This is a genomic window from Caballeronia sp. PC1 (assembly GCF_021353155.1).
GTDB lineage: Bacteria > Pseudomonadota > Gammaproteobacteria > Burkholderiales > Burkholderiaceae > Caballeronia > Caballeronia cordobensis.
The window spans coordinates 428,067-442,494 of record NZ_JAJUBH010000004.1 but is presented as its reverse complement, the minus strand read 5'-3'; the positions used below and the strand labels follow the sequence as shown (position 1 = coordinate 442,494).

Annotated in this window: 10 protein-coding genes and 1 pseudogene; 4 read left to right on the top strand and 7 right to left on the bottom strand. The window is 55.2% G+C overall.

What is annotated here, in order from left to right:
* Positions 1-357: 357 nt before the first annotated feature.
* From LY284_RS35350 to LY284_RS35340, 3 genes are all read right to left on the bottom strand, one after another.
* The gene (locus LY284_RS35350; RefSeq protein ID WP_148276329.1) at positions 358-909 is read right to left on the bottom strand and encodes a hypothetical protein; all 552 of its coding nucleotides are present in this window, start codon (positions 907-909) and stop codon (positions 358-360) included.
* 170 nt (positions 910-1,079) lie between these two features.
* The gene (locus LY284_RS35345; RefSeq protein ID WP_014253324.1) at positions 1,080-1,847 is read right to left on the bottom strand and encodes a hypothetical protein; all 768 of its coding nucleotides are present in this window, start codon (positions 1,845-1,847) and stop codon (positions 1,080-1,082) included.
* Between the two features lie 54 nt (positions 1,848-1,901).
* The gene (locus LY284_RS35340; RefSeq protein ID WP_255725284.1) at positions 1,902-3,149 is read right to left on the bottom strand and encodes an MBL fold metallo-hydrolase; all 1,248 of its coding nucleotides are present in this window, start codon (positions 3,147-3,149) and stop codon (positions 1,902-1,904) included.
* An 897-nt stretch (positions 3,150-4,046) separates the two neighbouring features.
* Between LY284_RS35340 and LY284_RS35335 the strand changes: the two genes are divergently transcribed.
* Positions 4,047-4,478: a hypothetical protein gene (locus LY284_RS35335; protein ID WP_233391772.1), complete on the top strand. Its 432-nt coding sequence runs from the start codon at positions 4,047-4,049 to the stop codon at positions 4,476-4,478.
* Positions 4,479-4,577: 99 nt separating this feature from the next.
* On the opposite strand, the gene LY284_RS35330 is transcribed toward LY284_RS35335, so the two are convergent.
* Positions 4,578-4,769: a hypothetical protein gene (locus tag LY284_RS35330; RefSeq protein WP_175582578.1), complete on the bottom strand. Its 192-nt coding sequence runs from the start codon at positions 4,767-4,769 to the stop codon at positions 4,578-4,580.
* A gap of 394 nt (positions 4,770-5,163) precedes the next feature.
* Here LY284_RS35330 and LY284_RS35325 point away from each other — a divergent pair, with 394 nt between their 5' ends.
* A complete protein-coding gene (locus LY284_RS35325) occupies positions 5,164-6,195 on the top strand; it encodes a restriction endonuclease (protein ID WP_050878656.1) in 1,032 nt (343 codons plus the stop codon).
* Between the two features lie 1,205 nt (positions 6,196-7,400).
* Here the strand turns inward: LY284_RS35325 and LY284_RS35320 are convergent.
* Positions 7,401-7,751, bottom strand: coding sequence for a hypothetical protein (locus LY284_RS35320; RefSeq protein WP_175582579.1), 351 nt, complete (start codon positions 7,749-7,751; stop codon positions 7,401-7,403).
* A gap of 300 nt (positions 7,752-8,051) precedes the next feature.
* Positions 8,052-9,848 (bottom strand): patatin-like phospholipase family protein, encoded by a 1,797-nt coding sequence (locus LY284_RS35315; protein ID WP_050878657.1) that lies wholly within the window; start codon positions 9,846-9,848, stop codon positions 8,052-8,054.
* Between the two features lie 332 nt (positions 9,849-10,180).
* Here LY284_RS35315 and LY284_RS35310 point away from each other — a divergent pair, with 332 nt between their 5' ends.
* Both LY284_RS35310 and LY284_RS35305 read left to right on the top strand, forming a co-directional pair.
* A complete protein-coding gene (locus LY284_RS35310; protein WP_233391770.1) occupies positions 10,181-11,203 on the top strand; it encodes an IS30 family transposase in 1,023 nt (340 codons plus the stop codon).
* A 293-nt stretch (positions 11,204-11,496) separates the two neighbouring features.
* Positions 11,497-12,519, top strand: a complete 1,023-nt coding sequence (locus tag LY284_RS35305) for an IS110 family transposase (RefSeq protein ID WP_233391768.1) — start codon at positions 11,497-11,499, stop codon at positions 12,517-12,519.
* Positions 12,520-12,905: 386 nt separating this feature from the next.
* On the opposite strand, the pseudogene LY284_RS35300 reads toward LY284_RS35305, so the two are convergent.
* Positions 12,906-14,351 (bottom strand): annotated as a pseudogene (locus tag LY284_RS35300) (IS1182 family transposase).
* Positions 14,352-14,428: the final 77 nt, after the last annotated feature.

The window sequence follows — 14,428 nt, the reverse complement described above, 5'->3', positions numbered from 1 at the left end:
TCGCGGCGGGCTCCTAGCAGTACGATCCGCCGATTTCTCAGGTTCAACTGCCGTTTGACATAACACCGTCGTGTCGCTCATCGCATCAGTCTGTGGTTTCTGTTTCGTATCAGCGACATAGCGCTTGGTTGTCGGCGTTATCTACACGGTTATCCACGAAAGCTGTGGACAAGTGCGAGCGAACTGCAAGGTTAAGTGGACGTCGCTTCCCAACTTATTCAATCCGTTCCGGAACTTCCCGAACCGGCCCAATTTCCGACATCCATCAACTACCGATTGAAGTCGTTCAAACGACCGCTACCTTGCAGATAGCGACGCTCGATACTCCGAACTGCTGGACGTAAGACCGGTGTTTCTTCAAGACATCGAATCTACAGTGACTTTTCGATATCCGATTTCATTCGCTTTTGCATCGCACAGCACGCGGTACTCCCAACCGTGATGCGGCATCCTTGCTGGCCGGCATAATGCGCCGGGCTTGCCAGTCAACTCGCAGGTTTCGCGAGCGCGACTGCGTGCCGCCGCGATGCAGGTCGTAGTCCAATCAGTGACAACGGCCAGCTCATAGCGCAAATCGCCTGCCTTTCCTTTGACCTCAATCGCTTCAAGGCGGTAGTCGGCATGCGCATTGGCGTATTCGATTAGTTGGAACGAAAGCTCTCGGAGCAGTGCAAACCAGCCGTCGCCACACTGAATTCCCCAACACATCGAACTGTCGGTTCGAGGCTTTGCACGACCCGCATAAAGACCGGGAAACTCGTCGTATAAGGCTTGTGTCAATGTCTCGTTCATGTCGATGGTGAATGCGATCAATCTGGCGCGTTGTGCTGTATTTTTGATCCGTGACAGGCACGACAGGCAGGCTAAGGTGGTGCCGGGGCCGGCCGTATCGGTCAAACAATGAATCATGATGCCTCCATAAAGCATTGGCGACCAACGTGCTCGAACATTTGCCAACCCGGTTCGACATTCCTGACCAGCGACATCGTGGATCGCAACGGGCGTACGCACAACCACATGGAACACTCGGACCGCGCAACATCGACCACCTCGCTCGAGACGGGAGAATGCTTGTCCCATCAGCACTCAAATACGAATTCGAACGTGCCTGGAGCGGGCTCTTTGAAGCCCACGGTGTGGAAGCCTTTGCTGCGTGCGATCGACACGCTCGCACTTTCTTTGCCATTCCCTCGGCTCGGCCAAATGATCAGTCGCAGCGGAGTCATTTCGATGTTAGCCGCGGGGATACCCGAAGCCGCAGCGAGAAATTCAGCGATGGCGTCGGGTTGCTCCACCATCCGCTGCGTGATGTCCTCGAGTTGCTCGATCGCCCGCTTCAGAGTGCGCGTTGCTTTGAGTTCAACGAAAACCGGAAAATACTGCGATCCTTTCCGTCCTAAGGCAATGACATCAGCGCGAATTTCATCTAGACGGAATTCGTCGGAAAGGAAGAGCAATTCGTCGAAAAGAGCTGTGCAGCCCAGCACGGATGCGAGTTTGCCCGGTTGGGTGAGGGCGCAGTGAATCAGACTAGCCTGTACGCGATGTTCGCGTTTTCCGTTGCCCGGAAGACCGACGCGGTGGCTCGCGACCTTCGCTTGGGCGAGCACAGCGTCGAGTGACGAATTACTGCCGATCGCCCGATTATCAACGTACAAACTTCCGCATGGGTTGTCGAGATGAATCGAGACGAGCCGGAAGCCGTTGCCTCCAATACGAACATAGCAATGACGTTCGGCGAGTTCGACGAGCCGCTCCTGATGCTGATGTCGTTGACGTGCAAAAGCTGTCATGTTGTTCAGGTGACGAAGCCAATTCGGTTCTTTATCACGAATACTGATGTCCATTGTGTTGCCTAATCCTTTTCAATAAACAACGTGTAGGAAGATCTCTTGCCTCGCTCAGACGCGCCACCATTCGCCGTCGGCATGCGCCTCGACATTGGCGAATAGATCGGGATACAAGTCAGGGCGGAAGCTATGAATAGGCACGACGTGTTTCGCATCGATGGCTTGGACGAAGGTCTTCAGATCTCGGGGCGATGCGTGGCCGGACGTATGAATGCAAGTTCTCGGAATGCTGTGAGATTCTAGCCACGCCCGCAAGTAATCGTACATGCCTCGGTCCCAGTAGCCTTCCCACTGAGAATAGACGTAGTGCGCCCCGGCAAGGCAACGTGCGCGCTCAAGATCGTTGCGATGAAGCGGCCTGAAAAGAAGAGCGTAGCGATCAGGAGCGCCGCTCAGATCGCGTTCGAACACGCGGTTGTTCGAATGTTTCGAAAGTAGATCGAAGAGGAAATTTTTCTTGACGTGTAGCCGCTGCGTGTGCGGTACATATAACGCCACGCTGTCCCAATGGGATTGAGGAAGGTTGGTGTTTCCGGTCGCCTCCAGAACGGCAGCAGCATAAAGGTCGATGACCAGTGTTCGGCGGGTCCGCTTCGCAGCGCGATAAATGGAGACGATCCGATCGACATTCTGAGCGGAAGTGTGGACGAGGGCTAGCCCGTGCGTCTGTTGAAACACATCGGCAAATTGTGTCTCCACATCGCTCTCGGTCGGGAATGTCCCGTTGGCGTCTAGCCTGCTCAACGATGAGCCTTCAACCAGAAGTGCATCTATGTCACGCGGCGCATCTGCAATCATCCTTTCGAACAAAGCGGACTTCCGTCCGTGACCTCTGAAGTCGCCGCTATAAAAAAGCCTTTTTCCTCCGGATTCGATAAGCAGCGCATGCGCGTCGTAAGCAGAATGATCGACCAAATACGGTGTGACACGGAACGGCCCTACATCGAAGCTTTTTCCCGAGCGGTAGTCCCAACCTGCATTGGGCAATGGCCATTCTCCCGGCACGAAATCGGAAGCCGCGCGCAATACCCGTCGGGCTGATGCCCCAAGGCCGACCTTGACCGCACGGGAGACGTGGGCCAGCAAGCCGTAGTGATCGAGGTGAGGATGAGAAATCAATATCCCGAGCCGGGATGGATCGCTTCCGTCAAGGCCTCTCACGGGCGGCAGGAATCGCGGGGTATTAAACTCCGCGTCCAGAGGCAGCCCAAGGTCGAGCAGGATGCGTTGACCGGACTGCTCCACCTCAATGCAACTGCCCCCGATCTCTTTACTGCCCCGATGTATGCACGCTCGCATTTTCTTATCCCGAATTGATCTAACAAAAGGATTTGCAACCCTTCATAGATTCGAATTCAGCGGATTTGAATTTACATTTCCCGTCATTATATTAGTTTATTGGAAAGCGTTTTCTGATAGTCAATGCCACGGCGTGGCATGTTTGGCTATCTAGGCTCGGAATACCAATAACTGCTTTTGCCTCGCCGCCCATCATCTCCCGGAGCGGATCTTTCCGTATGCTTGCTAATCCACATACTTAGTCGTGTATTTGTAGACCGCAGCCAAATTAGGGGCCCAGCCAGTGCCTATCTGAGCCGTCGGCTTCAGTCGAAAACGATGCAGCCTTCCCACGTGATGGTGACCGCTGTCACATCGGATTGAAGCCGGTCAAACGCGCATCTCACCGAGCTAAAACGGATCGAGTCGCTTCGTTGGTCGTGGGCGCCACGCGGCCAGTTGCAGCCGTTCATGGGTCACAGCAAACATTCATGCGAACGGCCGACACCGGAATCCGTCAGGACCATGGCAAGAACATTGGGCTGTTCGACACCGCCTTCAGCAAGTTCGTATCCTCGCAAGTTGCTTAAGACCATTACATCGTCTATGTTCTGAAAGCAGGATGTAGGGGCTTCGCAAACTCCGCTTATTTACTTGGCGAAAAAGCGTACGTACGTTTTTCCACGAATAGTCAAGTGAGCTTGTTTCGGAGGCGCAACCATGACGCTCTCGATGACGTGCCAAACAGTGATGGCGACGTTCTCTAATCCATCCGGTCATACGTGAAGGGCAGACCATTTTCAGCGTGGTCACAAAGCACTCGAGACCACAAAAAGAATGCAACAACTGCGAGGTGCAAGATGATTACTCTGGGACGCATTTTTTCTCACGGTGACTGCGCCAATGCTTGCGATATGCATGGCTCACGCGCAGACGATACCGAAGCAGGGATCAATCGACGCAACATTCACGGCCTTCTGGCGCGACATAAAAGACGCCAGCGTAAGATCGGATGAGTCCGTCTACCTTACTGAAGCAGCGATGATTTTCACGTCTAATAATAAGAATCCGCTAATGCACAACGTAACTGCACGCTGCATCGAGTCTGGATTTAGCGCCGGTCCCGCGAACGGATACTGTGTGTTCACCGACAAGGACGGTGACAACTTCGTAGAGTCGTTCAATCACGCCGCTGGTGCCACGTCTGGCAAAGCGGTAATGCTGTTCGGGACGGGTAAATATAAGGAAATTAGAGGAGATTTCGACTGGCAGCAAGTTTCAAAACTACCCGGGGACAAGGGCGCCTATAATTTCGTGGGAAAGACGACTGGTAGCTACCGCATCGAATGATAGGTCGCCAAGCTCACCCTGACTCTCATACGCTAATGGCACCAGCAAGCCGGGTTCGGCCGACCACGTCGGATCGACCCGCCCATGGCGCGTACGTCGTTACTCAGCTCCCATTCTGGTCTGGTCAACAACTTTCTCCTTCGCATCGTCGATGCGGCGCGACCTGCATCCGGTCGGCCCGTGGATATAGATGCCTTTGACGTTCGCGGCGTCGTCGGGCGCGGGCGGCGGCGTCATCGCGTAACGTACTTCGCGCGCGTGATCGCGCAGTTGCAGGCGCGGGTCAAACACGGAATCGAAGCGCCGCACCGCCAAAGGGCGAGCGTCAGCTATGGCCGACCTGCCGGCGCAGGGCGTCGGACTAGCCTCGGCCACAACCGGCCGTTCGACATACCGGCGTAAATCCCCGACAATTTGAAGCGGCTCTCCACACGCGGAACTGCGCGACGCGCCTGTCGCAGCTGCGCTCCGGAGGGGCATTGGGGACACTGCGTAAGAGCCGTTCTCTTTTTCCTAACGGGCATGGCCTGCGATGCGACCCTCCGCAGCAGGCTTGCATTCGGGCACAGGCATTGTGCGCTCGCCGACTTACAGAAGTTTTGCGAGCGCCTAACTTCTGGGTTAGTTGATTCTCGCCAAAATCCAAAAATCCTGCCCGTTAAAATATCAATAACATGAGGAAAGAATGTTAAGTGTCAGTAAGAACAAAGTGAGATCGGCGAATTTCGACCGCGGTTTTGGTACGGAAAGCATCGGCGTGCTCGCACGTTATTATGCGGCCGGCGTTGCGGCTTTGGGACGTTATAGATTTCCGACAACAGAACTGTTTTCAGAGGCAGGATTAACCGAACAAACGCTCCAAGATTTGAACCAGATCTGGATCGACTGCGCGGACTTCATCATTTCTTGCGACAATCGCCGCCAGCGTCTTAGTGCTTTTTTCCCGACTGATTTCTTGCCGGGCTCTTTTCGCGCGGGATACACAGTTCGACACAAGGCAGACCCCGCGTTGCTCCAATTGTCATCCGATACGTGTGCGCGGTACATCTATGAGAATATTCGTGACTTCGCGGACGCGCCAGAATTAGAATATCTCTTGCTCTTCGCTGCTGCGGCGGAAAATGTATTCTTTCCGTTTGAACGCGAGATCGTGGAATTATGTGTGACGCATAATGAGATCGTTCTTGGCGTGGTTTCGAAAAGCACCATGTGGCGCGCGGACGGTACGCTACAAACAAAAAAGGTACAGAAAGCGCTCGCGAGCAAAGTATCGGGCCGATTCAATTTGCTTTGGTGGGAGCATGTCGTGGGTTTGAGCGAAGGCTTCGATTGGCCCTCGTCACAGGCTCGCGCGGTCCCTCCGAACGACGGCTTAGAATTCGAGGCCGAGATAAGGGCCGTCGCAGAAGTTCTGGGTTTGCAATGCGAAGGCACGGCTCGGACGGGCGATTTCGGAGTCGACCTGATTATTACGGTCGACCGGAAACGAGTCGCTGTCCAGGCAAAGGACCATGCCGATGCTGTAGGGGTCCGTGCAATCCAAGAGGTCGTCGCAGGGGCCAAACACTTCTCTTGTACCCACGCTGTCGTGATTTCCAAGTCTGGTTTTACGGACGCTGCCGAAGTGCTTGCCGGAACAACGGGAACTAAACTTGTTACGTTAGGCAAGATACGCCACGCATTGAAAGTTCGTGTCGCTGAGTTGCTTACAATTTGAAGTTCGACCGTTGGGTTCAAGCGGTGCTTCATCGAACTTATCAGGCCTGCCGTCATTCGCGCGGTCGTATGTAGGTTTCGGTCGTATGTTAAGGTTGCGCCGGTCGACGTAGACCTGTCCGGGCCAACGAATAGGTAGAATATAGTCGATCAATTAATATCGGCCTTCATGGCGAAACGCCGGATCAATAACACTTTATGAGTTGCTTAGTAACTCAGGCGAATCCTTCCGGCGGCTCTTCCGCTCATCATCGATTCGTGTAGTCGCGTTCGAGCGCTTTTTCTATTTTTTTCGCACCGATAATACTGATCTGTCACGAAAGGATTCCTAACGCAGTGGCGAAAGCGACGCCCTCGCCTGCATCGCACGTACGCCCAGCGGGGCTCGCGGAAGAAGGTCCGGAGCTACGTCTCGAAAATCGTGGACCCCAATGCGTGCTATTCGAATCGGACCGGGGAGCAGGAGTAGGCCAACGGACGTCTGAAAAAGCCGAGAACCCGCTGTTATCTTCGGAGCAGCGAGAGCGGCCGATGTGGGTCGGGTCCAGCCGGCCGCATCGGGCGGCAGCCGCCAGTTCCCGCCATTCGTTCGCGCTTTCTCACGGGCGTTCGAGCGTCGGCTCCGGCCAGATAACGGTCAGTTGAACATCGTCCGCAATTGTTTAGGTTTGCAGGATGCTTTTCGACTGTCGAAGATTTTCGACCCTAAACACAATTGTCGGAACGTCGTATGAATTAGCTGCTGATTGCGAAAATATGTGCGCCTTCACACGCTCACTGCCGGATTATCCTCTGCAGAACTTGCCTGGTCGCACCGTGCTACCTATCTTAAAGAATCGAAACCCGTCTAAGGGCACTATTCCAGCCACACTATTGTGCGGGCCCTGTCTGGTCCATGTCATGAAGATTGTGCGGTCCGTCGCTGACAGATTCGACGATCAGTTCCATATACGTCTCTTTGAATTTCGCTGGACGTTTCACTGGAGCGTGGCCAATTAATACGCAGATATCCGGTCAGCTCCCGCGATCTTGGACCGTACTTGCAAAAAAGCCTATCTAATCTAGAGCGCAATCCAGTGAGGAGCCGTGTGAACACACTAACAGCAATAAGAGAGACTATGCCACCGATTGTTCGTATGTTAGCGCCGTTACTATTCGCTCTCGGTGAACTTTGTTGTCCTCAAGATGATTTCTCTTATTAGGGACTTAAAAACGCAAGGGCACGAAGAGAAGATCGTACATTTCGCGGCCGTTATCCTCACCACACTTGCACTTGTCTTCATGCTGAGTATGGCAATGTACTATTGGTCCGCCGAGGACAGCACAGCCGCGGCAAACAAAATTTTCGAGTCCTGTTTGCAGGTGCTTCCACCAATCGCCACGTTGGTGATCGGCTATTTCTTTGGACGACGTGAAGCGAGCGCCCGTTCTGAAAAGGGGCTCGACGACGACAGAAAACATCCCCCAGCGGGGTCCAAAAATGAGTCGTAGTAGAATTTCCGTCCCGATTTTCCCCGCAGCTTCTGCTGTAAAAAATATGACCGGAATTTCAAACACGGATGACTCGTTGTGCATCCGCTATAGCAAACTGAGCCGGCTTGCGATGTCGTATTATTAACATGGTTAAATGCTACTAGATGGAGAAGTCAAAGTAGTGGATTGGACACGTTTTTAATGGCTTATGCCATAACACGATGAAATAGGATTATAACCTATGACACCTTTGCATAAACAGAACCTCGTTTAACCAGGTAGCAACAGCCGGAGCATCGAGGTTCAATTAATGTCCCTAGGCCCTCGGATGTCGAGTAGCGCGCTCTTTCACTGCGGAGCAGTACAGCCGAAACGACGAGAGTGTTAATCCAACTGTGCTCTTACTCTTGGCAGATTCCGTTTGCCAAGATCGTTCAGCACTTTGTCCATCGCATAGCCGAGCAGCCTCTTGCGCAGGAGCTTAATGCCGATACGCGCCGCAGTCCGCTCGATCCGCGACACTTTCAGCATATCGAGCGCACTGCCCGCGACGGCGATCACACGTGCTTCCAGCAAGTCACGCAGCGGCGCCAGCTCGACCGGCTGGGTCGGCCATGTCGGCAGTGCGATCTCTTCGCGCATTGTTCCGACGAGCGGGATGATCGGTAATTCCTCCGAGATGCTCCAATCCGTTCTCGACGCTTGACTCCAGTTGTTGAAGAGAGGATTGCCTGCCGGAATGCTGAAGTGTTTCGCAAGGAATTGCTGGCAATTTCGGCGCCCGAGCAAATAATCGTGACGACGAAACTCTTCGCTCAGAAAGCCGCCGAATCCACCAAGGCAGCCGCTTGCCAGATCGAAGCCGTTCGTTTCGGTGCGCGGATCGGTCGGAGAAATTCGGCGGCTCGGCGCGATCAAATAGCGGCTGTACACGTCGTCCATGAATGCCAGCGCAAGATCGGCGGGATCGAAGCGGGCTTGATTCTTCCATGCGCCGATCAGACCGAAAGTAGAACTGAACAAATCCCCATGTTCACCTGCGATCGTATTGTTTACTTCCGCGAGCGTGTCGGGAAACGGATCGATCATCACGAGGGCACGAATCGCCTCCTTGCCGCCACGCGGATTTTGTTCAATCTGGCCAGCCAGTTCCGTGCGGGCGAAGTCGAGCGGTTCATTGTCCATCGTGCCGCCGTCGACGACAAAACCTTTGAACCGTGCGGGCACCTCCACCTTGCTGCCTTCGGCCTTCCATGCCGGTACGAGTTCTTTGAAAACCTGCTTCTGCGACTTCGGCTCGGTATATGTGAAGAAGTGGTAATCGAGATCCCCTACGTTGCGATCCTCCTCGCGTGCGGCCAGCCCGACGGGAAACGCGCCGGAGCCGAGCGCGGCATTGCCGAGCAGCTTCCAGGCCGGATCAGCCGAACTGTTCCGCGCCGGCAAGATCGCGTCGTCGCGGCGTGCTCGAGGTACGGCACTCGTATAGCTTGCAGCAAAACTACGGTAGCTCTTGTGCATCCACATGCCTAAGCCCGCGCTATAGGTACTTTTGATCGGCAAGTAGTAGGGAACACCGCGCAGGCTCGCCTGCGAAAAGATGAACCGCGTGCGGTCGCGCAAGTAAGGACGCGCCTTAGGCGCGGCGGTGTAGTCGAGCGCGCGATTGGTGATCTGCTCTAGCACCGTCGAATCGAGCAAAGAAACGAGTGTGCCTTGTTTGGAAAGATCGTCGGACTTGAGCAGTTCGCGAATGTCGATGTCCTGCACCCACGCACGATAGAACGGGTTGGCGCTCTTGCCCGGCGAGGATGCGCTTGATGCGTCGATGTGAGGAAAATCGTATTTGAGTGCGGCGGCGGCGATTGCCGCTGTCATGCTGCCAGCCGAAGCACCGGCGAACACACGCAATACCACGTCGTGCGACGGTACGGACCATCCGGTTTTCGCTTTTCCGCTCCTGCGCTCCGCTTCCTTGGCGGCTTCCCAGGCGTCCAGCGCCTCGATCAAAAAGTCGACCACACCTGAACTGTATGCGCCCGCGGATATCGCCCCCGCCAGCACAATGCCGATTTCAAAGGTACCCGCGGCAGGCGGATCTTCCTTCGCGACGTATTCGCATATTTTCGCCGCAACTGCGTCAAATTCGTCTGGGTCGCTCTGACTGCGATCGTCGGGCATGCGCTGCTCCTCTCGATAGACGGCGTTCGTATGGGCTCGGCCAATCCGACAGGGAGGACCTAACAGTTCGGTCGCATGCCTGTGATTAAATCTAGGCTAGGGAACCAATTTTTCAAGCGCACCCGCAAGTTGTTATCGGACAACTTATCGCGCTTATCGCCTTGGACAGGAGATTCACCGAACACAGGTTTCGGTTTTTGTGACGTCCGATTTAGCCGTGCTGTGAAGCGACGTCCTTCGATAAGCGTACTGATCGTAGTCCGAGTTCTTCACTCGTTACATTGGCGGCCTCAAATCTGAAGTGCAACACCTGTTTCGTATAGGGTGTTGCGATGCACGAAAAGACCCAGTATCAACAGCTTCAACCCGAAGAGCGCCTGACCATTGCCAGCCTGCATTTGCAGGGTTCGAGTATCCGGGCCATGGCCCGGATACTCGGCCGCTCGCCGTCCACCGTCAGCCGTGAACTGAGGCGAAATCGTTCTCCTTCGGGCTATGCATCCGCACCTGCAGAAGTGCTCAGCGCCGCGCGTCGGAGTGCGGGTCGCCGTCCCACAAAGCTCTGCCCGCAGAGTGTGTGCTGGCGCATCGTTCTTACCCTGCTCGAGTGGAAATGGTCACCTCAGCAGATATCGGGCACACTCAAGCGCATGTATCCGACCGACCCGACCCAGCACGTGTCCCACGAAACTATCTATACGGCCATCTACGCCCAGCCGCGCGGCGAGCTGCGCCGTCAGCTTATCGCCTGCCTGCGCCACGGCCACAGCACACGCATGCCGCGCACACGGGGTACAGACCGACGCGGACAGATTCCGGACATGGTCAGTATTCATGTGCGGCCGCCCGAAATCGAGGACCGACTGCTGCCCGGACATTGGGAGGGCGACTTCATCAAGGGCGCCAACAATGCGTCTTCAGTCGGAGTGCTGGTGGAACGGACCAGCCGCCTGGTGCTGCTGGCGAAGATGGGAGATGCTACAGCTGCTTCCGCGCTGGCAGGCTTCTCTACCAAACTCAATTCGATTGCCGAGCCATTACGGCAGAGCTTCACCTACGACCAAGGCAAGGAGATGTCGCGGCATGCAGAGCTCACCGCCGCCACCGGTGTGAAGGTGTACTTCTGCGACCCGCACAGCCCATGGCAACGCGGCACGTGTGAAAACACCAACGGCCTGCTGCGCCAGTATCTGCCCAAAGGCACCGACCTTTCCGTCTACAGTCAGGACGAACTTGACGCCATTGCCGACAGTCTGAACAGCAGGCCTCGCGCCACTCACGCCTTCCATTCGCCGCTCGAGGTCTTCGCCGCAACACTCGCTTCGGCAGCTCAACCTCATGGCTCTAAACATTAAAGCCGCTGTTGCACTTCAACCTTGAAACCGCCATTCAATTAAGCACCGCAATCACAATTTTCTACTCTATCCACCACCACGACCGCTATCGATGGACTGCAGACCGAGATGGCCCTGGGCGCGGACACTCTCAAGATTCGACGGCGTTGCTTCTTTCGACCGATGCCGGCCGAGATGGAATGGACACCGCCCTCCCTCCGGGGAAGTGGCCACGATTGAGGGCCCCCAGGACCGAACGGCATCAATGTGCCAAAGTGGAGTTGCGACACACCACTTGAGGAACGGAGGCCCAAATGAAAGCTACGACATATGGACTCGACATTGCAAAACGGGTGTTCCAGATGTACTGGGTCGACGCCCAAACTGGCGAGATCGCGAACCGGAAGTTCGGACGTGACGATTTGATTGCATTTCTGGCGCAGCGTCCCGCGGGTCGCGTCGCCCTCGAGGCATGCGGAAGCGCGCACTGGTGGGCGCGTAAGATCCGCGCGCTCGGACACGAGGTGGTGCTATTACACGCCCAATTCATTCGGCCCTTCGTGCAAACGAACAAGACCGACGCTGCGGACGCCCGGGCAATCTGGACTGCCGTGCAGCAACCCGGCATGCGTACAGTTGCCGCCAAGACAGAGGATCAGCAAGTAATGCTAAGCCTCCATCGTATGCGTTCGCTGCTCGTCAAGTTTCGAACGATGCAGATAAATCAGCTGCGTGGGCTGCTGTATGAGTTCGGCGTTACGTTTCGTGCAGGACGCGTAGCAGGACTCGACGAGATCAGGGAGCGCATGGCAGAACTCGAAGACGCACTGCCACGATCGATCGTTCTTAACCTTCTCGAACAGTTACGTCGCATCAACGTGTTCGAGGAAGACATCAATCAACTCGAGAAGCGGATTGGCGCCTGGCAGAAACACGAAGCGGCATGTCGTGCGATCTCCGAAGTGCCGGGTATCGGCCGCCTGACTTCAACGGCCCTGGTAGCAACAATTGGAGATGCGAAGACATTCAGGTCGGGGCGTGAGTTCGCAGCGTTTCCGGGGCTTGTTCCTCGTCAGCACGGTACCGGAGGAAAGATACGGCTGGGCTCGATCTCAAGACGTGGCGACCCCTACCTGCGTACGTTGCTGATACATGGGGCACGCTCCGTTCTCTGTCACACCAAGGTGCCAACCGCGTGGCAAAAGGCAATACAGGAGCGACGCCCAGCAAATGTGGCAACAGTGGCCCTGGCAAACAAAATGGCGAGAATCGCCTGGGCGATCTTCGCTCACGGGACTTCGTACGAAGCACGTCATATCAGCAACAGATCTGCATAGCGGGACGATTACTTTGAGGCAGTGAAGAACTGGTAGGTTGCTGGGGTTGATTTCATGTGATGGCAAAACAGGTCGGACCGCAGGAACGCAAACCTGAACACAGCCTTGTGTTTCAAGCACGTGGCCGAGATGAGGACGCTCCTGGCGAATTCCATCAGGGCCCGCAGCTTCGGCTTGCAAAAGGCCGTATATAAGACCGCAGCCGATACCTCGTTTACGTATCACACAAGATCAACTTGGCAAATCGGGCGGTGTCCATATAAGGGTGTGTGAAAACTGCATTCTTGCCGCAAGGACGAGTTCCATTGGCCTGCCCAGTGAGTATTTCGGTAAACCTGACGACCATCATCCAAACGTCATATGCGAAAAGACAGGCCCCTAGGGCCTCAGCTTCCGACCATCTTCATCGCCCTCATTGTTCTCGCGACTCCGAGTATGTTTATGACGCGTTTGAGGTTGTAGGCCAGCACCTGAAGACTCATCTCGGTGCTCACCCGCTTGAGCGTCCGCGTCAGAAAGTGTGTGGCACCCATCCACTGCTTGAGCGTGCCGAAAACATGCTCGACAGTGCTTCGTCGGATAGTCATTGCATCTGGCTTCCGATCGAGCCGTCGTTGCATGGCTTCGAGTATGTGTTCGTGCTCCCATCGTCGGATGCGGCGATAGTCGCTGGGCGAACATCGCTCCTTTAAATGACAATGCGGGCAGGCGCTGGACCAGTAAACTTGAAGATTCATGCCGTGTTCGACTGTCATGAATCGACGAATTGCACGTTCGCCGGCGGGGCATCGATATTCATCGTGCCTTGCAACGTAGATAAAGTCGCGCTTGGTAAAAAGGCCTTTCTTTCTTAACGCTGATGTGAGCGGCTTTGGGACATACGCCGTGATACCTGCCAGTTCGCACGCCCGGATATCCGGACCGCTGAAATAACCTCGATCGGCCAGAATCTTCAATCGAGACTTGCCCATCGCCTTTCTTGCCACGATCGCCATTCCGCTAAGTTGTCCGTGATCGCCTCCGACATTCGTCACTTCGTGTTCAACGATCAGATGATGCTTTGCGTCCACGGCGGCCTGAACGTTGTAGCCAACTGTTCCGGTTCTTTTGCCACCGCTGGTCATCGAGCGTGAATCCGGATCTGTGAGAGATAGCTGTTTGTCCGGTTGGGTTTTTAGCTGCTTTCGGATCTGTTCGAGCTCTCGCATCTGTTGGCGTAAGCGGGCGATCTTCTCGTGCAAGCGCACCGTCTTGACATCGAAACCTGTTGGGCTGGTGCGGTCTGCGCTTTCGATCGCGTCGAGGTAGCGTTGTACGCTTTCTTCAATCTGCTGCTGACGCTTGTCGATCTTGCCTTCCGTGTAGTTCCGGTCACGACTGTTCACAGCTTTGAACTTACTGCCATCGATGGCCACTGTATCGCCGGAGAGCAGCTTCAGCCCTCGGCACAACTCGACGAAACGGCGACACACGTTGCGAATAGCTGGACCGTTGTCGCGGCGAAAGTCTGCGATGGTCTTGAAGTCTGGCGCCAAGCGTCCGGTCAGCCACATCAACTCGATATTGCGTTGACAATCACGTTCGAGACGCCGGCTGGAAGGTATGCGATTCAGATAGGCGTAAATATAGATCTCGAGCATCACACTCGGATGATATGACGGGCGCCCCGTGGTGGCGGGCGTAGCGCCGCCGAATCCGAGTTCCTCAAGATCCAATTCGTCGACGAAGACGTCCACGATTCACACCGGGTTGTCCTGTCCTTTATAGTCGTCGACGCATTCGGGAAGAAGTGAAACCTGCTTGCGGTCATCGCCTTCAACGAATCGCTTCATGAGTCACCCGGTCTCAGTGAGTTGATTCAGTGTAGGCGATCAATGCGTTTTCACACACCCTCGGCCACAAGCGGTCG